General features: G+C 66.9%; 19 protein-coding genes and 1 pseudogene. 15 read left to right on the forward strand and 5 right to left on the reverse strand.

Annotated elements, in window-relative coordinates:
- Positions 1–211: 211 nt before the first annotated feature.
- The 4 genes from argS to ACFCQI_RS06675 all read left to right on the forward strand — a co-directional run bounded on the left by argS (position 212) and on the right by ACFCQI_RS06675 (position 5670).
- Entirely contained in the window at positions 212–1924 is a 1713-nt protein-coding gene (gene argS / locus ACFCQI_RS06660; protein ID WP_395120659.1) for an arginine--tRNA ligase, read from the forward strand.
- On the forward strand, positions 1924–2601 hold the full coding sequence (locus ACFCQI_RS06665; RefSeq protein WP_395120660.1) for an SPOR domain-containing protein: 678 nt from the start codon (positions 1924–1926) through the stop codon (positions 2599–2601). Before argS ends, ACFCQI_RS06665 begins: the two co-directional genes overlap by 1 nt.
- A 4-nt stretch (positions 2602–2605) precedes the next feature.
- Positions 2606–3361, forward strand: coding sequence for an SDR family NAD(P)-dependent oxidoreductase (locus tag ACFCQI_RS06670; RefSeq protein ID WP_395120661.1), 756 nt, complete (start codon positions 2606–2608; stop codon positions 3359–3361).
- Positions 3362–3483: 122 nt separating this feature from the next.
- Positions 3484–5670, forward strand: a complete 2187-nt coding sequence (locus ACFCQI_RS06675) for a tetratricopeptide repeat protein (protein WP_395120662.1) — start codon at positions 3484–3486, stop codon at positions 5668–5670.
- 163 nt (positions 5671–5833) lie between these two features.
- Here the strand turns inward: ACFCQI_RS06675 and ACFCQI_RS06680 are convergent, their stop codons facing one another.
- The 3 genes from ACFCQI_RS06680 to speA all read right to left on the reverse strand — a co-directional run bounded on the left by ACFCQI_RS06680 (position 5834) and on the right by speA (position 9798).
- On the reverse strand, positions 5834–7003 hold the full coding sequence (locus tag ACFCQI_RS06680; RefSeq protein WP_395120663.1) for a DUF3734 domain-containing protein: 1170 nt from the start codon (positions 7001–7003) through the stop codon (positions 5834–5836).
- Positions 7000–7785: a 3-hydroxybutyrate dehydrogenase gene (locus ACFCQI_RS06685; protein ID WP_395120664.1), complete on the reverse strand. Its 786-nt coding sequence runs from the start codon at positions 7783–7785 to the stop codon at positions 7000–7002. Before ACFCQI_RS06685 ends, ACFCQI_RS06680 begins: the two co-directional genes overlap by 4 nt.
- A 123-nt stretch (positions 7786–7908) precedes the next feature.
- The gene (gene speA / locus ACFCQI_RS06690; RefSeq protein ID WP_395120665.1) at positions 7909–9798 is read right to left on the reverse strand and encodes an arginine decarboxylase; all 1890 of its coding nucleotides are present in this window, start codon (positions 9796–9798) and stop codon (positions 7909–7911) included.
- 269 nt (positions 9799–10067) lie between these two features.
- On the opposite strand from speA, the gene speE reads away from it, so the two are divergent.
- Entirely contained in the window at positions 10068–10937 is an 870-nt protein-coding gene (speE, locus tag ACFCQI_RS06695; protein ID WP_395120666.1) for a polyamine aminopropyltransferase, read from the forward strand.
- A 93-nt stretch (positions 10938–11030) separates the two neighbouring features.
- Here the strand turns inward: speE and ACFCQI_RS06700 are convergent, their stop codons facing one another.
- Positions 11031–11225, reverse strand: a complete 195-nt coding sequence (locus ACFCQI_RS06700) for an antitermination protein NusB (protein WP_395120667.1) — start codon at positions 11223–11225, stop codon at positions 11031–11033.
- Between the two features lie 154 nt (positions 11226–11379).
- On the opposite strand from ACFCQI_RS06700, the gene ACFCQI_RS06705 reads away from it, so the two are divergent.
- From ACFCQI_RS06705 to ACFCQI_RS06750, 10 genes and pseudogenes are all read left to right on the forward strand, one after another.
- A complete protein-coding gene (locus ACFCQI_RS06705; protein WP_395120669.1) occupies positions 11380–12420 on the forward strand; it encodes a hypothetical protein in 1041 nt (346 codons plus the stop codon).
- Positions 12421–12560: 140 nt separating this feature from the next.
- A complete protein-coding gene (locus tag ACFCQI_RS06710; RefSeq protein ID WP_395120670.1) occupies positions 12561–13193 on the forward strand; it encodes a P-loop NTPase in 633 nt (210 codons plus the stop codon).
- Between the two features lie 39 nt (positions 13194–13232).
- Complete coding sequence (locus ACFCQI_RS06715) at positions 13233–13706, forward strand: SixA phosphatase family protein (protein WP_395120671.1); 474 nt, start codon at positions 13233–13235, stop codon at positions 13704–13706.
- A gap of 138 nt (positions 13707–13844) precedes the next feature.
- Positions 13845–15722 (forward strand): phosphatidylserine/phosphatidylglycerophosphate/cardiolipin synthase family protein, encoded by a 1878-nt coding sequence (locus ACFCQI_RS06720; protein WP_395120672.1) that lies wholly within the window; start codon positions 13845–13847, stop codon positions 15720–15722.
- Between the two features lie 69 nt (positions 15723–15791).
- Positions 15792–16004, forward strand: coding sequence for a DUF2945 domain-containing protein (locus ACFCQI_RS06725; RefSeq protein WP_395120673.1), 213 nt, complete (start codon positions 15792–15794; stop codon positions 16002–16004).
- Between the two features lie 4 nt (positions 16005–16008).
- Entirely contained in the window at positions 16009–16554 is a 546-nt protein-coding gene (locus tag ACFCQI_RS06730; RefSeq protein WP_395120674.1) for a DUF488 family protein, read from the forward strand.
- Positions 16555–16626: 72 nt separating this feature from the next.
- A complete protein-coding gene (locus ACFCQI_RS06735; protein ID WP_395120675.1) occupies positions 16627–17133 on the forward strand; it encodes a nucleotidyltransferase domain-containing protein in 507 nt (168 codons plus the stop codon).
- A gap of 466 nt (positions 17134–17599) precedes the next feature.
- Positions 17600–20005, forward strand: a pseudogene (locus tag ACFCQI_RS06740) (DNA methyltransferase); the annotation flags it as partial.
- A gap of 169 nt (positions 20006–20174) precedes the next feature.
- Complete coding sequence (locus ACFCQI_RS06745) at positions 20175–20486, forward strand: type IIL restriction-modification enzyme MmeI (protein ID WP_395121289.1); 312 nt, start codon at positions 20175–20177, stop codon at positions 20484–20486.
- Positions 20480–21538: a nuclease-related domain-containing protein gene (locus ACFCQI_RS06750; RefSeq protein WP_395120676.1), complete on the forward strand. Its 1059-nt coding sequence runs from the start codon at positions 20480–20482 to the stop codon at positions 21536–21538. The genes ACFCQI_RS06745 and ACFCQI_RS06750 overlap by 7 nt, the downstream gene beginning before the upstream one ends.
- 623 nt (positions 21539–22161) lie before the next feature.
- On the opposite strand, the gene gnd is transcribed toward ACFCQI_RS06750, so the two are convergent.
- The gene (gene gnd, locus ACFCQI_RS06755; RefSeq protein WP_395120677.1) at positions 22162–23067 is read right to left on the reverse strand and encodes a phosphogluconate dehydrogenase (NAD(+)-dependent, decarboxylating); all 906 of its coding nucleotides are present in this window, start codon (positions 23065–23067) and stop codon (positions 22162–22164) included.
- Between the last annotated feature and the right edge of the window lie 14 nt (positions 23068–23081).

Below are 23081 nucleotides of genomic sequence, written 5' to 3' on the forward strand. Positions count from 1 at the left end.
TTTGCTTGATAATTTCTTGCGACTTGACAAAGACCAGCCAGCCGCTGCCTCGGCGCGTTCCCCGCCGGCGAATTTCCCCACAGAGTTATCCACAGGACGCCTCGACGCGGTGCAACACGAGACCACCCCGCGTCCGGCACGGCCTTCGCCGCCGGCGTGCGCGCGCCGGTCTGTTAGAATTGCCGGTTCCATCACGAAACCGATCCCACCCGTGAAAGCACAGCTGCGCAACCTGGTGTTGCAGGCCATCCACGCCCTGCAGCACGACGCGACCCTGCCGGCCGAGCTGGCCATCCCCGACTTCGTGATCGAGCGCGCGCGCAGCCGCGAGCATGGCGATTTCGCCTGCAACGCGGCGATGCTGCTGGCCAAGCATGTCCTGAGCCCTGTCGAAGGGGCGGCGCGCGCCAAGCCACGCGAGCTGGCCGAAAAACTGGTCGCCGCACTGCCGGCCAACCCGCTGGTGGAAAAAGTCGAGATCGCCGGCCCCGGCTTCATCAACTTCTTCCTCGCCGCCGGCGCCTATCACGCCGAAGTGCGCCGGATCATGGCCGAGGGCAACGCCTACGGCCGCAATGCCAGCGGCGGCGGCAGGACCGTCGGCGTGGAATTCGTCTCGGCCAACCCGACCGGCCCGCTGCACGTGGGCCACGGCCGCGCCGCGGCGATCGGCGACTGCCTGAGCCGCCTGCTCGACGCCAGCGGCTGGAACGTCAAGCGCGAGTACTACTACAACGATGCCGGCGTGCAGATCGCCAACCTGGCCGTGTCGGTGCAGGCGCGCGCGCGCGGCATCACGCCCGAAGACAGCAGCTGGCCCGACAACGGCTACCGCGGCGACTACATCGCCGACGTGGCGCGCGCCTACCTCGATCGCGAATCGGTGGTGGCCGACGGCGAGACGGTCGTCGCGGCCGGCGACGTCGACGACCTCGACGCGATCCGCCGCTTCGCCGTGGCCAGCCTGCGCCGCGAGCAGGACCTGGACCTGCAGGCATTCGGCGTCGGCTTCGACACCTATTTCCTGGAGTCCTCGCTGTACAGCGACGGCAAGGTCGAGGAAACCGTGCGCGAGCTGATCGCCCACGGTCACACCTACGAGGAAGGCGGCGCGCTGTGGCTGCGCACCACCGCGTTCGGTGACGACAAGGACCGCGTGATGCGCAAGTCCGACGGCACCTACACCTACTTCCTGCCCGACGTGGCCTACCACCTGAGCAAGTGGCAGCGCGGCTACCAGCGCGCGATCACCGAGCTGGGCTCGGACCACCACGGTTCGCTGGCGCGGGTGAAGGCCGGCCTGCAGGCGCTCGATTGCGGCATCCCCAAGGGCTGGCCGGAATACGTGCTGCACCAGATGGTCACCGTGATGAAGGGCGGCGAGGAGGTGAAGATCTCCAAGCGCGCCGGCAGCTACGTCACCTTGCGCGACCTGATCGACGAAGTCGGCAAGGACGCCACGCGCTACTTCCTGATCGCGCGCAAGAGCGATTCGCAGCTGGTGTTCGACGTCGACCTGGCCCGCTCGCAGTCCAACGACAACCCGGTCTACTACATCCAGTACGCGCATGCCCGCGTCTGCAGCGTGCTGCGCCAGGCGCCGGAGAAAGGCTTTGCCTTCGACCTAGCCGACGGCCTTGCTCACCTGGACCGGCTGGACAACGAGCACGAGCAGATCCTGCTCACCGAGCTGTCGAAATATCCCGAACAGGTCGAAGCGGCGACGGCCAACCTGGAGCCGCACCTGATCGCCGGCTGGCTGCGCGAACTGGCCAACGCGTTCCACACCTACTACAACTCGCACCAGTTCCTGGTCGAGGATGCGAGCCTGCGCAACGCGCGGCTGGCGCTGGTGGTCGCCACGCGCCAGGTACTGAAGAACGGACTGGATTTGCTGGGCCTCAGCGCCCCGGAGAAGATGTAATGGCAGCACGCAAGGGCAGGGGCCGGCAGGCCGTACGCAACGGCCGCAGCGGATTCCCGGGCTGGGGTTACGCGGTGATCGGCGTCCTCGCCGGCGCGATCCTGATGGCGATCGTGATGCGCGGCAGCCTGTTCACCAACCTGCGCACGCCGACCGGACCGCAGGCCAACCCGCAGGCCACCGCCCAGCGCGGCAGCGAGCCGGGCGTGCTGGAACCGGCCCCCGGCGAAAGCACGCCGAAGAAACCGCAGTACGACTTCTACTCGGTGCTGTCGGAGAAGGAAGTGCGCATCCCCGACGCCGAGATCAGCGCGCAGGCCAAGGCCGAGCAGCAGCAGGCCGCCACGCCGGCACCGGCGGCGACGCCCGCCAGCACACCCGGCGTGGCCGTGCAGAACGTCAACGCCGCGCCGGCCGAAGCGGTGGAACCGGCCAGCGGCGGCAACGGCTACCTGCTGCAGGTGGGCGCGTTCCCCGACCCCGCCACCGCCGAGGCACAAAAGGCCAAGCTGGCCCTGCAGGGTTTCGTCGCCAACGTGCAGACGGTGAATGTCGGCGGGCAGACCTACCACCGCGTTCGGCTGGGGCCGTTCCGCTCGGCCACCGAGCTGGAATCGACCAAGCAGAAACTCGCCGCCGCCGGCATCCCGGCGATCGCCCTGAAAGAAGGCAAGTAATCGCATGAACGGCAAGATCGCCTGGATCACCGGTGCCACCGCCGGTTTCGGTGCCGCCACCGTCGAGCGCTTCGTCGCCGGCGGTTGGCGGGTGATCGCCAGCGGCCGCCGGGCCGAACGATTGCGGCAGCTGGTGGACCGCCACGGCGCCGAGCGCGTGCATGCGGCCGCCTTCGACATGCGCGACGAAGCGGCCATGCGCGCCGCCCACGCCGCCCTGCCACCGTCGTTCGCCGGCATCGACCTGCTGGTCAACAACGCCGGCCTGGCGCTGGGCACCGCACCCGCGCAGCAAGCCGAGCTGGCGCAATGGAAGCAGATGATCGACACCAACGTCACCGCGCTGGCCACGATCACGCACCTGCTGCTGCCGCAGCTGATCGAACGCCGCGGCGCCATCGTCAACATCAGCTCGATCTCCGGCAGCTACGCCTACCGCGGCGGCAACGTGTACGGCGCCAGCAAGGCCTTCGTCACCCAGTTCTCGCAGAACCTGCGCACCGACCTGCACGGCAGCGGCGTGCGCGTGACCTCGATCGAACCGGGCATGGCCGAGACCGAATTCACCCTGGTGCGCACCGGCGGCGACCAGGCCGCCTCCGACCAGCTCTACGCCGGCGCCCACCCGATCACCGCGACCGACATCGCCGACACCATCTGGTGGATCGCCAACCTGCCGCCGCACCTCAACATCAACCGCATCGAGCTGATGCCGGTCAGCCAGTCGGCAGCCGGGCTGCAGGTGGCGCGCGACGCCTAGGCGAACCGGCCCGCCGGGCCGAGTCGCATCGGCATGCCGGCTTCCGACACGCGCTACGCGCCGATTGGCTACACTCCCCCGGGTGGAGACCGGCCGGCGGCCGGTGGGACGGGGAGTACAAGTTGGCCGATGGCGGCGGCTTTTTCGAAGAGCTGAAGCGTCGCCACGTGTGGCGCGTGGCAATCGCCTATGCCGTCGTCGCATGGCTGCTGGTGCAGGTGGCCACGCAGGTATTCCCGTTCTTCAACATCCCCGATTGGACGGTGCGCCTGGTGGTGATCCTGATCGCGATCGGTTTCCCGATCGCGGTCATCTTCGCCTGGGTGTACGAGCTGACACCCGAAGGCATCCGCCGCACCGCGCCGGCTGATTCGCCCGAGGCACGGGCCGCGCACGACAGCCGCCAGATCGGGCGCAAGCTCAACGCGGTGATCATCGGCACGCTGGTGCTGGCGGTGGGCCTGCTGGGCTGGCGCCTGTTGGCGCTGCGTCAGGCGCCGGCCGCCGTTGTGGCCCAGACATCCGCGCGGGCGACGGACGCGCGCAGCGGGACGGCCTCCTCGACCGGGTCGTCATCTCCGGCATCCGCGGCGAGCGTCCCCGGCAAGTCCATCGCGGTACTGCCGTTCGAGAATCTCTCGGCCGACAAGGACAACGAGTACTTCGTGGCCGGCATGCAGGACTTGATCCTGACCAAGCTGGCCGACATCGGTGACTTGAAGGTGATCTCGCGCACCTCGACCCTGCAGTACGGTAGCCATCCAGAAAACCTCAAGACGGTCGGCGAGCAACTCCGCGTCGCGACGATCCTTGAAGGCAGCGTGCAGAAGCAGGGCAACCAGGTGCTGGTCAACGTGCAGTTGATCAACGCCAGGACCGAAAGCCATATCTGGGCCGAAAGCTACACCCGCACGCTGGACAACGTATTCGGCGTCGAGGGCGAGGTGGCGGGCAAGATCGCGACAGCCCTCAACGCCAAGCTGTCGCCCGCGCAGAGCGCGCAACTGGCTGAGGCGCCGACCACCAACAAAGCCGCCTACGACCTGTTCCTGCGCGCCGAGTATCAGGCTAACAAAGGTCTCATCAATTACGACACGGCTAGCTACAAGGCTGCGATACCGTTGTATCAGCAAGCCATTCAGCACGATGTCAACTTTGCATTGGCCTACGCGCGGCTGTCTTATACCGAAAGTGAGCTTGCATGGTTCGGCGGCGGCGGCGGGAACGTGAAGCAGCTTGTCCAACAGGCGCGCGCGGATGCGGAACAAGCACTGCAATTGCAACCCGATCTGGCCACCGCGCACCTCGCCATCGGCTACAGCGAATACTACGGCCGCGGCGATTACGCCGCCGCGTTGCAAGCGTTTTCGACCGCGCTCAAGCTCAAACCCAACGATGCCGAGACCCTCGCGGCGCAAGGTTACGTAGAACGCCGCGAGGGACGAGTGGACGACGCGATTGCCTCGTTCAGACAAGCGCAGGCTCTCGACCCACGCAATTCCGCACTGGCCTACGAGTTGGGCACGACGTACCAGGCGGCGAGCGCCTATCCCGAGGCCGAGGGCGCCTTCCAGCGCGCGCTGGCGCTGGACCCGGACAACCGCAACGCCAAGGCCTACTATTCCAACGCGATATTGTTGAGCACGGGCGATATTCCGCGTGCATTGGCCGCGGTGCAAGGCGACGATCCGCAATTGAAACTCCAGCGCGTCGTCTTGTTGACTTACCAGCGCGAGTTCAAGACAGCACTCGCGCTGCTCGACGGCATCCCGGACACTCCCGATAATTTTCCCCCGGCGCTCAACGGCCCCAAGACTGAGCAACAGGCCACCCTGTACCGACTGATGGGCGACGACGTCCATGCCCGGCCGCTGTTTGCACAGTCGCTGCCGGAGCTACGTGCGCAACTCAAAATGCTGACGGGAATCAGCCGGGCGTTTCAGTGGGAAAACATTGCTTACGCGGAAATCGCGCTGGGTCAGACTGCAACGGGACTGGACAGCATCGCCAAGTCGATGAAAATTCTCGGCAACGCGAAGGACCGCCTTTACGGCCCGCAAATCGTGCTGTTCAACGCCCAGTTGTATGCGCAGGCGCGCCGTCCCGACCTTGCCGTGCCGCTCCTGTCCAAAGCGCTGGCCACGTCCGGTATCGGCATTTACTACTCGCCCGTGTTGCTGTGGCTGGACCCGTACTGGGATCCGATCCGCCACGAGCCGCGCTTCCAGGCGCTGCTGCGGAAATACGCGAAATACCAACCAGCCGTGATTCCTGCCGCTGACAGTACCGCAGCGATTCCGCCGACGTGAACTGGTCGGGCGATCGTACGACGGTTGCCCGACCGATCAACCGAAGACGATCCAGCTCCGCTTCGTGGCTTCGCCGAAAGATCGTGGATGCGGCCTGGTGGTTCTGGCGCCCCGACACCGAGCCGACGCAGGTCGCGCCTGCTCGTCACGGGCCAGGGTGCAGTCAATTGGCGTTCGCGCGATGCACGTCGTGCGTCACGAACGGATGTCCGGGGTCGGGGGCGGCAAGCCACTGCGGGTGCGCCAGGGTGTGGCGCATGTCGTCCAGGCCGCCCTGCCAGTGGCTGCGCATGCTGGTGGCGCTGAATTCGTAGTCCTTGAAGTGGCCTTCGTGGGGCCGGTCCTGGTAGATCAGGTGGATCACGTTGGTCAACGCCTCCGCCGCGCGTGCCTCGGCATGGCGGTACGCCGGGTCGCCGCGCCGCTCGGCCGGCACCAGCGCCATCACGTCGTGCAGCAGGCGGCGCTGCTCCTGCATGCGGCGCATGAACTCGGTGACCAGCCGGGTGCGGCTGGAGTACTGGATCTCCTTGCTGCGCTCGGCCACGTCGGCAAGATCGCGCGGCAGCGTGCCGCGGGCGCTCCACAGGTCGACCTGGAACACCAGCGTGTCGCAACCGGGGCGTTCGCTGAGCACCTCGTAAAGCGGCGTGTTGGAGACCATGCCGCCGTCCCAGTAGAACTCGCCGTCGATCTCCACCGCGGGAAAGCCCGGCGGCAACGCGCCGGAGGCCATGAAGTGCTCGGGCCGCAGGCGCTCGCGGCGATTGTCGAAATAGGCGAAGTTGCCGCTGCGCACGTTCACCGCGCCGACCGCCACGCGCATCGTGCGCGCATCGTTGAGGCGGTCGAAATCGACCAACCGCTCCAGCGTGGCGCGCAGCGGCTTCGTGTCGTACCAGCTCACGCTGCCCGGCGTGGCGTGCCCGCCCAGGAACGGCGGCGGCTGGCGCGGGTGGAAGAAGCCGGCCTGGCCCTCGGTCATCGCGCGCCAGGCGGCCAGGCCGCTCATGCCGTTGAGCCATGCCGTCGGCCACGCCACCGCATCGAACCACGGCAGCGCCGGCACGTCCGGCCACAGCGGCGAGCGGCAGATCGCCTCCCAGAATTCGCGCAGCCGTTCCACCCGCCGCTCGGGCGCGTTGCCGGCGATGATCGCCGCGTTCAACGCGCCGATCGAGATGCCGGCCAGCCGGTTCGGCTGCAGGCCGGCCTCGTCCAGCGCCTCGAACACGCCGGCCTGGTAGGCGCCGAGTGCGCCGCCGCCCTGCAACACCAGCGCGACGGTGCGGTAGTCGCGGGCTACCGTTTCCGCCAGCGACGGCGTGGTCACTGCATGAACCAGCCGTGGCTGACCACGATCGACTGGCCGGTCAGCGCGGCGGAGGGGAAGGTGGCCAGGTACAGCGCGGTCTGCGCGATGTCCTCCACCGTGGTGAAGGTCGCGTCGACGGTGTCCTTCAGCATCACGTTCCTGATCACCTCGTCTTCCGTGATGCCGAGCTCCCTGGCCTGCTCGGGGATCTGCTTCTCGACCAGCGGCGTACGCACGAAGCCCGGGCAGATCACGTGCGAGCGCACGTTGTGCGGCGCACCCTCTTTCGCCAGCGTGCGGGCCAGCCCGAGCAGGCCGTGCTTGGCGGTGACGTAGGGCGCCTTCAGCTTCGAGGCTTCGTGCGAGTGCACCGAGCCCATGTAGATCACGATGCCGCCGCGGTCGCCCTGGTACATGTGCTTGAGCGCGGCCTTGGTGGTGAGGAAGCCGCCGTCGAGATGGATCGCCAGCATCTTCTTCCAGTCGGCGAAGGCGAACTGGTCGATCGGATTGATGATCTGCACGCCGGCGTTGGAGATCAGGATGTCCAGATGGCCAAATGCCGCCACCACCTTGTCGGTGCCGGCGTTGACCGCCTCCTCGCTGGTGACGTCCATCGCCACGCCGAGCGCCTTGCCGCCGGCGGCGTTGATCTCGGCCGCCACCGCATCGGCAGCTTGCTGGTTGATGTCGGCGATCGCCACGCTGGCGCCGTTCTTCGCGTACAGCTCGGCGATCGCCTTGCCGAGGCCGCTGGCCGCGCCCGTGATCAGGGCGACCTTGCCGTTGAGACTGCTCATGCGTTGCTCCTGTGCGACTGGAACTGGATGGAACGGGTCATGCTGGAGTCCGCTTGCGGGCGGTGCTCTCGGCGCCGGTATTCGGAATTTGCGAGAGCATCGCCCGCGAGCGGGCTCCTGCGATCAGTGGGTGTCTTCGGCGAGGTAGGTGTAGGCGGTGAGGCCGGCATCAAGCGCATCGTACAGGCGCGCCGCCTCGTCGCCGGCGACGCCCGCGTCGGCAATGCGCGCGCGGTAGCTGGCGCGCAAGGCCTCCAGGTCGTAGCCGACGTAGTCGAGCATCAGGTCGGTGGTGTCGCCGCGACGCTTGTTGGCGAACACGTAGCCGTCGCCCTCGACGCGCACGTTGACCGCGTCGGTATCGCCGAACAGGTTGTGGATGTCGCCCAGGGTCTCCTGGTAGGCGCCGACCATGAAGATGCCCAGCCGATAGCTCTCGCCATCCTTCAGCGCATGCAGCGGCAGGCTGACGTCGACGCCGTCAGCCTCCACGTAGTGGTCGATGCGGCCGTCCGAATCGCAGGTGAGGTCGACGATCACGCCGCGCCGGGTCGGCTCCTCGTCGAGCCGCGCGATCGGCATGATCGGGAACACCTGGTCGATCGCCCACACGTCGGGGATCGATTCGAATACCGAGAAGTTGGTGAAATACTTGTCCACCAGCTTCTCGTCCAGCTCGTCCAGCACCTGTCGGTGCGCGCGCTCGGCCGGCAGCAGGCGCCCGCGCACGGCATTGGCGATGGCGTAGAACATCTCGTCCAGTCGCGCGCGGTCGGCCAGCGACAGCTGGCCCAGCGCGTACAGCGATTGCCCTTCGGCCAGGTGATGCTGGGCCTCGTGGAACAGCTCCAGCGGCGGGCGCTCGTCCAGCGCCGCGTGGACCTCGCGCAGGTGGCGCAGCACCGCCGGCTCGTCCCCGCGCGGCGACGGCATGCTGCCGGCCGGCACCTGCTCGACCTCGGTCACGTTGACCACCATCACCGCGTGGTGCGCGGTCATCGCCCGGCCTGCCTCGGTGAGGATGTGCGGCGCGGCCAGGCCCTCGGCGCTCACCGCCTCGGCCAGCGACTGCACGATGGTGGCGGCGTACTGTTCCAGCGAGTAGTTGATCGAGTTGTGGCTGCGCGAGCGGGTGCCTTCGTAATCCACACCCAGGCCGCCGCCGACGTCGACGATCTCCAGCGGCACGCCCATGTGCGAGAGTTCGACGAAGTAGCGGGTGGCCTCGCGCATGCCGTTGGCGATGTCGCGCACGTTGGAGATCTGCGAGCCCATGTGGAAGTGCTGCAGCTTCAGCGTGTGCTTCAGGCCTGCCGCATCGAGCCGCTCGATCAGCCGCAGCACCTGCTGCGGCGACAGTCCGAACTTGCCCTTGTCGCCGCCGGTGTTCTGCCACTTGCCGGCGCCGATCGAGGCCAGTCGCACGCGCACGCCGAGCAGCGGCTCCACGCCCAGCGCCTTCGCCTCGCTGAACACGTGGTCGAGTTCGGACAGCTTCTCGATCACGATGTGCACGCGCAGGCCGAGCTTCTTGCCGATCAGCGCAAGGCGGATGTACTCGCGGTCCTTGTAGCCGTTGCAGATCACGATGGAACCGGGCCGCGCCATCGCCAGCACCGCCATCAGCTCGGGCTTGGAGCCCGCTTCCAGGCCGAAGCCCTGGGTGCCGGCGGCGACCAGCTCGCCCGCCACGCTGCGCTGCTGGTTGACCTTGATCGGATAGATCGCGGTGTAGCCTCCGGCGTAGTCGTGCTCGGCGATGGCGCGGGCGAAGGCGCCCTGCAGCTGCGCGAGACGGTCGGCGAGGATGTCCGGGAAACGCACCAGCAGCGGCAATCGCAGGCCCTCGGCGCAGGCGCGGTCGACGATCGCCGGCAGCGCCAGCGCCGGGCCCTCGGCGCCGCGCGGGTGCATCAGCAGGTTGCCGGCGGCATCGATGTCGGCGTAGCCGTCGCTCCAGTAGGGCACGGCATAGGTGTGGCGGGCAGTGGCAATGGTCCAAGGCTTCGACATGGGGCCTCCCTCGGGAAACGTAGCAGGGGATGTCGCAGCGGCGAGCCTTGACGAGGTTGCTCGATGGAGCGGAAAGCCGGCCGGCCGGAAGCCTCGCACGCCGCGGGGCCGGATGGGCTTGCCCGGCCTTCGTCACGCCTTCGCGACGACTGCCCGGGCCACCATTGTAATGGCCGCGCGGCGCGCTGCACGGCGCTGGCGGCCGGGACGTCAGCGGCGGTTGCCGCTACAATTGGCCTTCTTTGCCCACGCTTCGCGGAAACATCCCCATGTCGCAGCCCGCCCCCCTCACCGAAGCCCACTGGTTCACCGAGGCGCACCAGGCGTCCGGTTCGTCCATCGGCTTTCGCACCGAGCAACTGCTGCACGCGGAGAAGACCCCATTCCAGTCCATCGAGATCCACAAGACCACCGACTGGGGCAACCTGATGGTGATCGATGGCTGCGTGATGCTGACCAGCCGCGACAACTTCTTCTACCACGAGATGATGACCCACCCGGCGCTGTTCACCCACGCGCGCGCCAAGCGCGTGGTGATCATCGGCGGCGGCGATTGCGGCACGCTGCGCGAAGTGCTGCGCCACGAGGAAGTCGAGCACGCCGTGCAGGTGGAGATCGACGAGCGCGTGACGCGCCTGGCCGAACAGTATTTCCCCGAGCTGTGCGAGGCCAACGCCGATCCGCGCGCCGAGCTGCTGTTCATCGACGGCATCAAGTACATGGCCGAGTGCGAGCCGGAGTCGGTGGATCTGGTCATCGTCGACTCGACCGACCCGGTGGGCCCGGCGGAAGGCCTGTTCAACGCCGCGTTCTACGCCAGCTGCTACAAGGCGCTGCGCCACGGCGGCCTGCTGGTGCAGCAGAGCGAATCGCCGCTGGCCCACCTGGACCTGATCCGCTCGATGCGTTCGGCGATGCGCACCACCGGCTTCGCCGCGGTGAAGACGCTGCCGTTCCCGCAACCGTGCTACCCCACCGGCTGGTGGAGCTGCACCATGGCGCGCAAGGGCGGCGACCTCTCCGGCTTCCGCGAACGCGGCGCGCTGAGCAAGAAATTTCCCACCCGCTACTACAACGCCGAAATCCACAAGGCCGCCCTGGCCCAGCCGGAATTCATGCGCGAGGCGCTGGGGGACTGAAAGCCGGGAATGGGGAATAGGGAATGGGGAATAGAAGAGCAACGACGGGCGGCTCTTTACTATTCCCCATTCCCCATTCCCTATTCCCTGCAACTAAAACATCTTCGACCGCACCTTCGGCAGCAGCACCAGCAGCAAGGTGGCGAGCGGGCCGAGCAGCAGCGAGAGCAGGAACCACAGCAGCCCGCTGCGGTTCTTGCCCTGCGCCAGCGCCGCGTTGATCAAGGCCAGCGTGCCCCAGCCGACAAACCATGGGGCGCCATCGGTCCACAACGAAAAATGATTCACGACACTCTCCCGAGCGATGGGTGGCGTCGTCCTGCGCCCGAACAGGCATCCTAACAAGCCTGGCCGCCCCGCCGACCGGCGGGCGGCGCGTCGATCAGGCGAGCTTAATCTGCACTCGCTATGCTGGCGCCTTTGCCGCCGAGGGAAGTTCACGATGCCTGGAATGCGCTGCGTTGCCGTGAGTTGCGTGTGGCTGCTGTTCGCCGCGCCGGTGCTGGCGGCCAAGGCGCCGCCCGCCGCGAAACCCGCGGCGACGACGTCCAGGGCGGCGCAGGCGCGCGACCAGGCGCAGCTGGCCTTCCAGCGCGACCTGGTCAGCGTGCTGGCGCCGCGCGCCGATGCGATGCCGCTGCTCGGTGCCGCGCTGCTGGCGCGGCCATTGTTCAACCAGCCGCCGGGCAACAGCTTCCACGCCCTGATCGAGCGCGCCGCCGCCGCCGAAGGCGCAGGCTCGGCGGTGAACTGGGCGCGGCTGGCCGATTGCGAGGCCAAGGCCGGCAACTGCCCCAACGCTGCCGCGCTGGATGCCTTGCTCACGCAGGCGCCGGACAACGCCGCCGTGTGGCTGGTCAAGCTGGGCGCCGACGCGCGCGACCACAAACAGGACGACGCCCGCGAAGACCTGCGTCGCGCCGCCGCCGCCAAGCTGTACGACGACTACGCCGGGATCAGTCTGCAGGCGTTGGCCGATTCGGTCGGCGTGCTGCCGCCGCCGGCCGCCTCGCTGGACCCGAACCACGCCGCCGGCGCGGTCGGCATGCAGACCGTGCTGATCTTCGGCCTCGCCAGCGCCCAACCGCAGCCGAGCCTGCAGCTGGTGGCCAAGTTGTGCGAGAACGCCGGCGAGGATGCCTCGATCAAGGCCGATTGCCTCAACCTGGCCAAGCTGCTGCAGTGGGGCTCCAGCCCCCTGGCCCGCTCACTCGGCCTGCACCTGGCCGAGGTGCTGGCCGACGACCCGGCCGCGGCCCAGGCCGCCAAAGACGCCCGCCGCCGCCTGGTCTGGCAGGTGCGCAGCTTCAACCAGCTGCTGGCCAAAGTGCAGGACGACACCCCCCTCGCCCGCCACCTGCTGTCGCTGGCCCGCAACGGCGGCACCGAGATGAGCCTGCAGGCGGCCGCCCTGCGCGATGCGGGCATTGCGCTCGATCCGCCTGCGGCGGATCGAGAACCGGGAATAGGGAATAGGGAATAGCCACAGCCGAAGCGACAAGCACCAGCCCGGTCGCAAGCCGCTCTTCCGATTCCCTATTCCCCATTCCCTATTCCCCGCCTATTCCCCATTGCCGCCCCGCCCGTTAGGCTGGACCCACCTTCCGTGGCAGGGGCGATCCGATGCTTACGACGCTGGTGGCGAGCAGCAAGGGCGGGTGCGGCAAGAGCACGCTGGTGACGCAACTGGCGTCGCACTGGGCCCAGGCGGGGCAGCACAGCGCCATCGTCGACGCCGACCGGCAAGGTTCCAGCTTCCGCTGGGCCGCGCGCCGGCCGGAGAACGTCCCCGGCGTGCTGGCGCTCGAAGGCGGCCGCCGCTCGCTGGCGAAACTGCCATCGGACACCGCGCAACTGCTCATCGACACCCCCGCCGGCGCGCGCGAGCGCGAGCTGGAACCCTATCTCGACCAGGCCGACGTGCTGCTGGTGCCGGTGCTGCCCTCCTCGTTCGACCTCGACGCCACGCTGGCCTTCACCGAGGAGCTGCGCGCGATCAACCGCATCCACCGCGGCAAGCTGCCGGTGGGGCTGGTGGCCAACCGGCTCAAGCCGTGGACGCACGCCAGCCAGGATGCGCTGACCCAGCTCGCCGAGCAGTCGCCGTTCCCGATCGTGGCGCAGTTGCGCGACAGCCAGGCCTACGTGCTGCTGGCGGCGCTGGGCAAGGGCATCTTCGACTACCACAGCGAGCAGGTGCGCAGCCACCAGGAGGACTGGAAACCCCTGCTGCGCTGGATCAAGCGCCAGTCCTGACAGCGGCCCACGCCTCTTCCCTTTTCGCCGGAGCCTCCCATGCACGAACTGATCCTGCTGCGCCATGCCGAAGCAGTACCCATAGCCGACGGCGGAGACGACCGCGAACGCGCACTGAGCACGCGCGGCGAACAGGAGGCACAGGCTGCCGGCCTGTGGCTCGCCGCGCACGGGCTGCAACCGCAGCGGGTGCTGTGTTCGCCGACCCGACGCACCAGCGAGACCACCCGGCTGGCACTGGCCGCGCTCGGCACCGCGCCGGCGCCGCGGATCGCCGAGGAAATCCACGAGGCCACGCCGGGCGAGCTGTTGCTGCTGCTCGACCAGCACACCGACGCCGACACCGTGATGCTGGTCGGCCACAACCCCGGCGTCGAACGGCTGGTCGCCCTGCTGGTGGAAGGCCGCTCCGACGAATTCCGCGGCATGCCGCCCGGCGCGCTGGCGGTACTGCATCTCGATGGGCCGCTGGAGCCCGGCCAGGCGCGACTGGACGCCTTCTGGTCGCCCTAGGTTGCTTCGATCAAGCCTTTTTGCTCGTCATCCCGGCGAATGCCGGATGACGGATGACGGCTTGCTCGCACCTTCGCTGGCGCCCCACGCGCCGCGCATCGTCACGGGACGGTGGCACACAACCGTTATCATGCGGCGATGTTCCGCGACCTTCGCCGCCTCGCCCTGCCGCTGCTCCTGCTGGCCACCGTGCTGCAGGGCTGCACGCTGTCCAAGGCACAGATCCGCCGCGCCGACGCGGTGGTGGCGGCCACCGTCGACCGCCAGCAAACCTGCCACCAGGCCGATCACTGCGCGCAGCCCTCGCCGCTGCTGCAGGCCGCCGACCAGGCGCTGGCCGAATCCACCGCCGGGCACCCGGTGCACGTGGTCACCCTGCTCGGCGACAGCGAGCCGGCGCTGGCCGCGCGGATCAACCTGATCCGCGCCGCACGGCGCTCGATCGACGTGCAGACCTACATCTGGAGCCAGGACGACGTCGGCCAGCTGGTGCTGGACGAACTGGTGCGCGCCGCGCGCCGCGGCGTGCAGGTGCGCATCCTGGCCGACCAGCTGTTCTCCTTCAACGACCCCGACCTGCTCGACGCGCTGGCTCGCGCCAGCGCCAACCTCGAGGTTCGGCTGTACAACCCGACCTTCCACAAGGCGCGCACGCCGCCGCTGGATTTCGCCGCCGGCGTGCTGTGCTGCTTCATGCAGTTCAACCAGCGCATGCACAACAAGCTGCTGCTGGTGGACGACGCCATCGGCATCACCGGCGGGCGCAACTACCAGGACCGCTACTTCAACTGGGACGACACCTTCAACTACGTCGACCGCGACGTGATGGTCGGCGGTCCCGCCGCCACCGCGATGGCCAGCAGCTTCGAGCTGTTCTGGCGGCACAAGCGCGCGGTGCCGCTGACCCACCTGCGCGACGTCAACCAGCGCATCGTCGCCGACCGCGCCGCGCCGAGCTGGCCCCAACCGCATTATCGAAAACCCCAGCGGGTCGCCCAGCTGCTGCAGGCCGCCGAGGACCCGGCCTGGCTGCGGGCGTGGCTGGTGGAACCGTCGCTGCGGGTCGGCAACGTCGAATACTTCAGCGACCTGCCGGCAAAAACCGACGATCCCGGCGGCAAGCGCACCGCGGCGTTCACCCGCCACATCATGCAGATGATCGGCCAGGCCCGCCACGAGGTACTGCTGCAGACGCCGTACCTGGTGATGAGCCGGCGCGCCCAGGGCATCTTCCGCCGCCTGCACCGGCGCGCCGACCCGCCGCGGGTGATCGTGTCGACCAACTCGCTGGCCTCCACCGACGCGTTCGCCGTCTACGCGATGTCGTACAAGCACCGCAAGCGCTACCTGAAGAAGTTCGGCTTCGAAATCCACGAGCTGAAGCCGCACGCACCCGGCCCCGCGGTGGACTATGAGCTGGCCAACCTGGACGCCGCCGCGCAGGTGCCGGCCGCCACCGCCACCCCCGCCAGGGCCTCGCGCACGCGCTTCCACCTGCTCGGCAGCGGCAGCGGCAGCAGCAACCGCCCGGCGCCGCTGCGCAGCGAGGGCCGGCGCTCCGGCCTGCACGCCAAGTCGATCGTGATCGACGACGACTTCAGCATGGTCGGCTCGCACAACTTCGACCCGCGCTCGGACCACTACAACACCGAGTCCGGCGTGATCGTCTACGACCACGCCTTCGCCGACGAACTGCGCCAGGCCATCCTGCGCGACACCGAGCCGCAGAACGCCTGGGTGATCGCGCCGCGCCGTCCGGTGGTGCCGGTGCTCACCGACATCAACCAGGCCATCGGCACGGTCTCCGAGAGCCTGCCGTTCTTCGACCTGTGGCCGTTCCGCTACGCCACCAGCTTCGACCTCAAGCCCGGCTGCCCGCCGCTGCGCGCCAGCGACCCGCACTTCTACGCATGCTACCAACCGGTCGGCGACTTCCCCGACGTCAACCTGTCGCCGAAGTGGGTCATCACCCGCCTGATCACCGCCTTCGGCAGCAGCGCCAAGGGCATCCTGTAGCGCGCTGACCTCGCCTGCACGTGCGGCGTCGTTCAATGGGGTTCGAGTCACGTCAGGAGACACGCAACCATGAGCCATGCATTCAAGGTCGGCGACCACGTGCGCTGGAACTCCGAGGCCGGCCACGTCAGCGGCAAGATCATCAAGGTCCACACCCGCGACACCGACTACAAGGGCCACACCCGCCACTGCAGCGAGGACGATCCGCAGTACGAGATCAAGAGCGACAAGACCGACCACGTCGCCATGCACAAGGGCGCGGCGCTGCACAAAGTCGATTGACGCAATGCCCGAAAGTCCCGCCACGATCTGGACCATCGGCCACTCCACCCGTCCGCTGGAGGAGTTCCTCGGCCTGCTCGACCACTACCGCATCCAGGCCATCGCCGACGTGCGTCGCTTCCCCGGCTCGCGCCGCCACCCGCACTTTGCCAGCGAGGCGCTGGCCGCGTCGCTGCCCGCCCACGGCATCGCCTATCAGTGGATTCCCAGACTCGGCGGTCGCCGCAAGGTGCAGCCGGACTCGCCCAACACCGCCTGGCGCAACGCCTCCTTCCAGGGCTACGCCGACTACACCGCCACCGCGGAATTCGCCGACGGCCTCGCCGAACTGCTGCAACTCGCCGCCCGCCAGCGCACCGCCATGATGTGCGCCGAAGTGGTCTGGTGGCGTTGCCACCGCTCCATCGTCTCCGACGTGCTCAAGCTGCGCGGCATCGAAGTCATCCACATCCTCGACGCCACCCACACGACGGTGCACCCGTACACGTCGGCGGCGCGCGTGGTGGATGGGCGATTGAGTTATGCGGCGGCGCAGGGGGAGTTGCTGTAGCGGGCCTGCATCAGACCACCCGCCCCGTCACGCATGCGAAGGCAGGCATCGCACCATGCCACCGCCTTGCGGATGCCCATTTGCGAACTGATCCAGACCACCGGCGCCGGCAGCGGCGCGGTGCAACGCGAGGTCGCACGGCTGGCCGGCAGCGACCTGCTCACGATGGAACCCGTCGGCAATCAGAAGCGCTATCGCGCTAATCCCGCCGCGCCGATTCACGCCGAACTCGCCTCCATCGTGCGCAAGACCTTCGGCCTGGTCGCTCCCTTGCGCGAATCGCTGGCGCCGCTGGCTTCGCGTATCTCGGTGGCCTTCGTGTATGGCTCGGTGGCCAAGGGCACCGACACCGCGGCCAGCGACATCGACCTGATGCTGGTGTCCGATGCACTGGCCTATGCGGACGTCATGGCCGCCCTGCATCCGTTGATCGAACACTTGGGCCGCGAGATCAATCCAACGCTCTATACCCGCGCCGAGCTGCGCAAGCGCCTCGCCGCGGGCAACAGCTTCGTGACCCGCGTATTGGCACAACCACGGCTGTGGGTGATCGGGAGTGAGCATGACCTCACCGCTTGAGAACCTCGCCGGTCAGTGAGCATCAAGGTCGGGCGCACATTCTGTAGGAACGCACCCCTGTGCGCGACGCCCTTGCTCTGGTTGCATTCAAAGGCAAGAGCGTTCGATCGCCTTCGGCGACCGAGTCACTTTTCTCTTGCGTGGCCAAGAGAAAAGTAACCAAAAGAGAAGGCCACCCCGCTTGGCGCTTGCCGGGCTCCTGCCCGGCAAGTCCGTGAGTCGGGGCCGGGCTTTTCGACAGGGCATCCTGCCCTGGCGAAAAGGAGTCGACATCCATGTCGACTCCGGCTATGCGGCCTGTCGTCCCCGACTCACCGCCGCACAGGGGCCCCGGGTAGAGCAGCGGGCCATCGTGGCCCGCACTTTTCAGAAAGGCCACAGCAAGAGCAGTAGCAAGCCCAACACTGCGCCTTGCGGCGCGTTCGTGCGCGGGTGTCGTATCCTCCCGTGATAAAGGGGAGTCGTCATGCCGCTTAGCTGGAACGAGATCAAGGATCGTGCGCTGCGCTTCTCGCGCGAATGGCAGCACGAGTCATCGGAAGACGCCGAGGCCAAGTCGTTCTGGGACGGGTTCTTCGACGTGTTTGGGGTCAGCCGGCGACGGGTGGCGAACTTCGAGAAGAAGGTGAAGAAACTCGACGGCAAGGACGGTTACATCGACCTGCTGTGGAAGGGCGTGCTACTGATCGAGCACAAGTCGCGCGGCAAGAATCTAGACCGCGCGCACACGCAGGCGCGCGATTATTTCCATGGCCTCACCGACGCCGAGCTGCCGCGCTACCTGCTGGTCTGCGACTTCGAGCGCTTCCGTTTGTACGACCTGGAAACCGGCGAGATCCCCACCGAGTTCGCGCTGAAGGATCTGCAAAAGCACGTGCGCCAGTTCGGCTTCATCGCCGGCTATCAGGCCCGCAGCTTCAAGGAGGAAGACCCGGTCAACGTGCTCGCCGCCGAGCGCATGGGCAAACTGCACGACGCGCTGAAAGCCGCCGGCTACGAAGGCCATGCGCTGGAAGTGTTGCTGGTGCGGCTGCTGTTCTGCCTGTTCGGCGACGACACCGGCATCTTCCCGCGCCATGCCTTCCACGAACTGCTGTCACAACGCACAGGTGTGGATGGCGCCGACACCGGGCAGTGGCTGGCGCAGCTCTTTCAGGTGCTGGACACCGCGCCGGGGCGTCGCCAGAAGACGCTCGACGCACAGCTCGCCGAGTTCCCCTACGTCAACGGCAAGCTGTTCGCCGAACCGCTGCCGCTGGCCGCGTTCGACGCCAACATGCGCGACTTGCTGTTGCAGGCCAGCGCACTCGACTGGAGCCGGATCAGTCCAGCGATCTTCGGCTCGATGTTCCAGTCGGTGATGGACAAGAAGGCACGACGCAACCTTGGCGCGCACTACACCAGCGAGAAGAACATTCTCAAATTGATCGGCCCGCTGTTCCTCGACGAGCTGAAGGCGGAGCTTGAGAAGATCGGCAACCACGAAGGCAAGCTGAAGAGCTTCCACGTCAAACTCGCCGGCCTGCGCTTCCTCGACCCCGCCTGCGGCTGCGGCAACTTCCTGGTCATCGCCTACCGCGAACTGCGCCTGCTGGAAATCGAAGTGCTGCAGCGCCTGTATGCACGCCAGGGCTCGGTGCTGCACGGCGTGGCCGACCACGTCGCCATCGACGTCGACCAGTTCTACGGCATCGAGATCGAGGAATTCCCCGCCCAGATCGCGCAGGTCGCGCTGTGGCTGATGGACCACCAGATGAACCTGCGCGTCGCCGAACAATTCGGCGAATACTTCGCGCGATTGCCGTTGACCAAGGCGCCGACGATCGTCAACGGGAATGCGCTGCGGATCGACTGGAAGGATGTGGTGAAGCCGGAGATGCTGAACTACATCCTCGGGAATCCGCCTTTTCTCGGCCATCACTTGCAAACGCCGGAGCAAAAGGCCGATCTGCTGGCAGTGTTCGGCGGCGCCAAAGCGGTCGGTGTGATGGATTTCGTCTCGGCTTGGTACGTCAAGGCGGCTTGCATGATGATGGCGCGCCCGTCCATACGCAGTGCCTTTGTCTCCACCAATTCGATCACGCAGGGCGAGCAGGTCGGCATCTTGTGGCGCGCGCTGGCGCAATACCCGGGCCTGAGGATTGACTTCGCCCATCGCACCTTCAAGTGGAGCAATGAAGCGCGCGGCAAGGCGGCGGTGTATTGCGTCATCATCGGATTCTCGAACCTGGATGTGCGACCGAAGGTGATCTACGAGTACGCCCGGGTGGATGGCGAACCGCATTCGGCAGCGGCGAGCCAGATCAACCCCTACCTGGTCGATGCGCCGTGGGTGACACTGGACAACCGCAGCACGAACCTGTGCGCGATGCCCGAAATGATGTACGGCAGCAAGCCGACCGACGACGGAAATTTTCTTTTCACCGATGAGGAGAAGCGTGCCTTTCTCGTGGCGGAGCCGGGCGCCGTGCCATTCGTCAAGCCGTTCATCAGCGCGCACGAGTTTCTGCACGGCGAACGGCGCTGGGTGTTGTGGCTGGTGGGCGCCGATCCGGCGGCGCTCAAGAAGCTGCCCGCGGTGATGGCGCGAGTGGAGGCGGTCGATCGCTTCCGCAAGGCGAGCAAGGCGGCAAGCACGCGCAACTACCCGTACCCGACGCTGTTCCGTCAGGTGACGCAACCGCAGTCGGACTACATCTTCGTGCCCGGCCATACCTCCGAGAACCGCAACTACATACCGTTCGGCTTCTTCGGCAAGGATGACATCGTCGGCAACAGCGCGTTCGCCATCCCCGGGGCTACCCGTTTCCACTTCGGCGTCATCGGCTCGCAGATGCACATGGCATGGGTGCGCTATACGTGTGGCCGCCTGAAAAGCGACTTCCGCTATTCCAAGGATATTGTCTATAACAACTTTCCTTGGCCTGACCTCGCGCCAAGCAAGCAAGCAAGCAAGCAAGCAAGCAAGCAAGCAAGCAAGCAAGAGCGACGATCCATCGCTCGAAAAGTTCCGCACGGCGATCGAAACTGCTGCACAGAATGTGCTCGACGCCCGCGCGCAATTCCCTGGGGCGACGCTGGCCGACCTCTACGATCCGCTCAGCATGCCACCCGCTCTGGTGAAGGCGCATCAAGCACTGGATCGCGCGGTGGACGCGGCCTACATCGCCACCGAGAAGGCTGCGGGCCGCAGGTCACCGAAACTCGGCAGCGATGCCGAACGGGTGGCGTTCTTGTTCGAGCGTTACCAGCAGCTCACCTCACTGCTGCCCGTCGCCAAGACCAAGCCTATGCGCCGCAAACGCATCACTCCCAAATCCGCTACCGCCAAGGACGGTGACACTGCATGCTGATCAAGCAACCTGACGACCACTCCGAAGAACTGACGCAGTTGGAGCAACTGGCAAAGTCCTCGACCGGCAATGCCGCGAAGTACGCCGCGAAGGATCTGGCCATCCGCAAGGCAGGCCTCAAGGGTGAGGCCGAATCGGCCTACCAGATCGACTTTCACTTCGCCGCATCACGGAACTGGGCCGTCATCCATGATTTGCGCCTGGAGCACAACGGCCGCACGGCGCAGATCGACCATTTGCTGATCAATCGCTGGATGGAGTGCTACGTACTGGAATCCAAGCATTTCAACGCCGGCCTCAAGATCACCGAGGACGGCGAGTTCATGCGCTGGAGCGATCGCAAGCGCACCTACGAGGGCATGGCGTCGCCCCTGCTGCAGAACGAGCGGCATATCGACGTGCTGCGCGACATGATGAGCACGCTGGAACTGCCCACACGACTCGGACTGCGCATCAGCTTTGCCTTCCATACCATCGTGCTGGTTTCCCCCACGGCGAGAATTGATCGGCCGAAGAAGTTCGACACCAGCCGTGTCATCAAGGCCGACCAGATCAAGGAACGCATCTGGCGCGACATCGACCAGGAAAACGCGTTGGTCGGTATCGTCAAGACCGCGGCGAAAATTGTCTCGGGCGACACGGTGCGCGACGTGGCGCAGCAACTGGCCAACTTGCATCAACCCGTTGCATGGCCGATGCCTGCGTACGGTTCTGCGCCGAAAGTCACGGTCGCGCCACCGGCAAAGCCCACTTTGCGCGTGGCTGAACCGGTTGCCTCGACTCCAGTCGAGCCGACCAAGTCCACGATGCCGCCCGCCCCTGCGCGAGCCGCCACCAGCGGCCCCCAATGCAAGCAGTGCCAAGGCCACTCGGGCAGCATCTTGCACGGCAAGTATGGCTACTATTTCCGGTGTGCTGAGTGCCAAACCAACACAGCGATCAAGTTCACCTGTCTACCCGGACACAGTCCGCGCCTGCGCAAAGCAGGTAGCCAGTTTTACCGTGATTGCGCCGAGTGCAGCAGTTCAGACCTCTATTTCACCAATCCATAAAGCTGGTGGCAGCTTTGCCCAGCTTTCATGACGGGCGAAGTGCGATGCCTGCCTCCACAGGCATGACGGAGTTTGCGGAGACGCGTGAGCAGGGCACCGAGCGCCGCAGCTCTGCACTTGACCTGGCTGTTCTGAAAAGTGCGGGCCAGGATGGCCCGCTGCTCTGCCGGGGCCCCTGTGCGGCGGTGAGTCGGGGGCGACAGGCCGCGCAGCGGGCATCGGTATCCTTGCCGATGCCTTTTCGCCAGCACATGGATGTGCTGTCGAAAAGCCCGGCCCCGGCTCACGGACTTGGCGGGCATGGCGAGGGCATGGATGCCCGAGTTGAGGCAACGCAGGAGCGGTTGCCCGATGTCCGGCAAGCGCCAAACGGGGTGGCCTTCTCTTTTGGTTACTTTTCTCTTGGCCACGCAAGAGAAAAGTGACTCGGTCGCCGAAGGCGGTCGACCACTCTTGCCTTTGAATGCAACCAGAGCAAAAGCATCGCGCGCAAGCGCGCTCCTACAGAAGCACTCGACTGCTTTGCTCCCATGCAACATCCGCCTCCCCCAAAGTCGCTGGATGCCTGCTTTCGCAGGCATGACGGGCGGGCGGCTGCCCGCAGAGGGCGCCACGCGCCAGCCTCACTCCTTCTTGATCGCGTGCCCGCCAAATTCATTGCGCAGCGAGGAGAGCAGCTTGTCGGCGAAGGAGTCGTCGTCGCGGGAGCGGAAGCGTTCCATCAGCGAGAGGGTGATGACCGGGGCGGAGACGTTGAGGTCGAGGGCGGCGTCGACGGTCCAGCGGCCTTCGCCGGAATCGACCACGTAGGGGGCGACGCCATCCATGTTCGGGTTCTTGGTCAGCGCGTCGGTGGCCAGCTCCAGCAGCCAGGAACGCACCACGCTGCCGTAGCGCCAGATCTCGCCGATCTGGGCCAGGTCCAGGCCGAACTCCTGCTTGTGCTTGAGGATCGAGAAGCCTTCGGCGTAGGCCTGCATCAGGCCGTATTCGATGCCGTTGTGGACCATCTTGGTGAAGTGGCCGGAGCCGACCGGGCCGACGCGGCCCCAGCCCTGGTCCTTGCCGGGCGCCAGCGTCTCGAAGATCGGCCGCAGTGCCTCGACGACCTGCTCGTCACCGCCGACCATCATGCTGTAACCCTCGGCCAGGCCCCACACGCCGCCGCTGGTGCCGCAGTCGACGTAGTTGACGCCCTTGTCGGCGCACTTGGCCGCGTGGCCGAGCGAATCCTTGTAGTTGGAATTGCCGCCGTCGATCATCGTGTCGCCCTTGCCCAGCAAGCCGAGCAGCGCGTCGACGGTGTCGTCGGTGATCTTGCCCGAAGGCACCATCAGCCAGAGCACGCGCGGCGCCGGCAGGGCCTGCACCAACGCGCCGAGCGAATCGGCCGACGCGCCGCCCTTGTCTTCCAGCTGCTTGCGTGCGCCCGCGTTCGGGTCGAAGCCGGTGACCTGGTGGCCGCCGTTGAGCAGCCGTTGCGCCATGTTGGCGCCCATCTTGCCGAGACCGATCATGCCCAGTTGCATGGGGAGTTCCTTGC

Source organism: Rhodanobacter sp. FW102-FHT14D06 (genome assembly GCF_043950705.1).
Taxonomy (GTDB): Bacteria; Pseudomonadota; Gammaproteobacteria; order Xanthomonadales; family Rhodanobacteraceae; genus Rhodanobacter.

Excerpts from the sequence above, each read along its gene's own strand:
- ACFCQI_RS06750 (WP_395120676.1), top strand. The coding sequence starts at position 20,480 with ATGCTGATCAAGCAACCTGACGACCACTCCGAAGAACTGACGCAGTTG.
- speA (WP_395120665.1), bottom strand. The coding sequence starts at position 9,798 with ATGTCGAAGCCTTGGACCATTGCCACTGCCCGCCACACCTATGCCGTG.
- speE (WP_395120666.1), top strand. The coding sequence starts at position 10,068 with ATGTCGCAGCCCGCCCCCCTCACCGAAGCCCACTGGTTCACCGAGGCG.
- ACFCQI_RS06725 (WP_395120673.1), top strand. The coding sequence starts at position 15,792 with ATGAGCCATGCATTCAAGGTCGGCGACCACGTGCGCTGGAACTCCGAG.
- gnd (WP_395120677.1), bottom strand. The coding sequence starts at position 23,067 with ATGCAACTGGGCATGATCGGTCTCGGCAAGATGGGCGCCAACATGGCG.
- ACFCQI_RS06710 (WP_395120670.1), top strand. The coding sequence starts at position 12,561 with ATGCTTACGACGCTGGTGGCGAGCAGCAAGGGCGGGTGCGGCAAGAGC.
- ACFCQI_RS06665 (WP_395120660.1), top strand. The coding sequence starts at position 1,924 with ATGGCAGCACGCAAGGGCAGGGGCCGGCAGGCCGTACGCAACGGCCGC.
- ACFCQI_RS06730 (WP_395120674.1), top strand. The coding sequence starts at position 16,009 with ATGCCCGAAAGTCCCGCCACGATCTGGACCATCGGCCACTCCACCCGT.
- ACFCQI_RS06670 (WP_395120661.1), top strand. The coding sequence starts at position 2,606 with ATGAACGGCAAGATCGCCTGGATCACCGGTGCCACCGCCGGTTTCGGT.
- ACFCQI_RS06705 (WP_395120669.1), top strand. The coding sequence starts at position 11,380 with ATGCCTGGAATGCGCTGCGTTGCCGTGAGTTGCGTGTGGCTGCTGTTC.
- ACFCQI_RS06715 (WP_395120671.1), top strand. The coding sequence starts at position 13,233 with ATGCACGAACTGATCCTGCTGCGCCATGCCGAAGCAGTACCCATAGCC.
- ACFCQI_RS06685 (WP_395120664.1), bottom strand. The coding sequence starts at position 7,785 with ATGAGCAGTCTCAACGGCAAGGTCGCCCTGATCACGGGCGCGGCCAGC.
- ACFCQI_RS06735 (WP_395120675.1), top strand. The coding sequence starts at position 16,627 with ATGCCCATTTGCGAACTGATCCAGACCACCGGCGCCGGCAGCGGCGCG.
- ACFCQI_RS06720 (WP_395120672.1), top strand. The coding sequence starts at position 13,845 with ATGTTCCGCGACCTTCGCCGCCTCGCCCTGCCGCTGCTCCTGCTGGCC.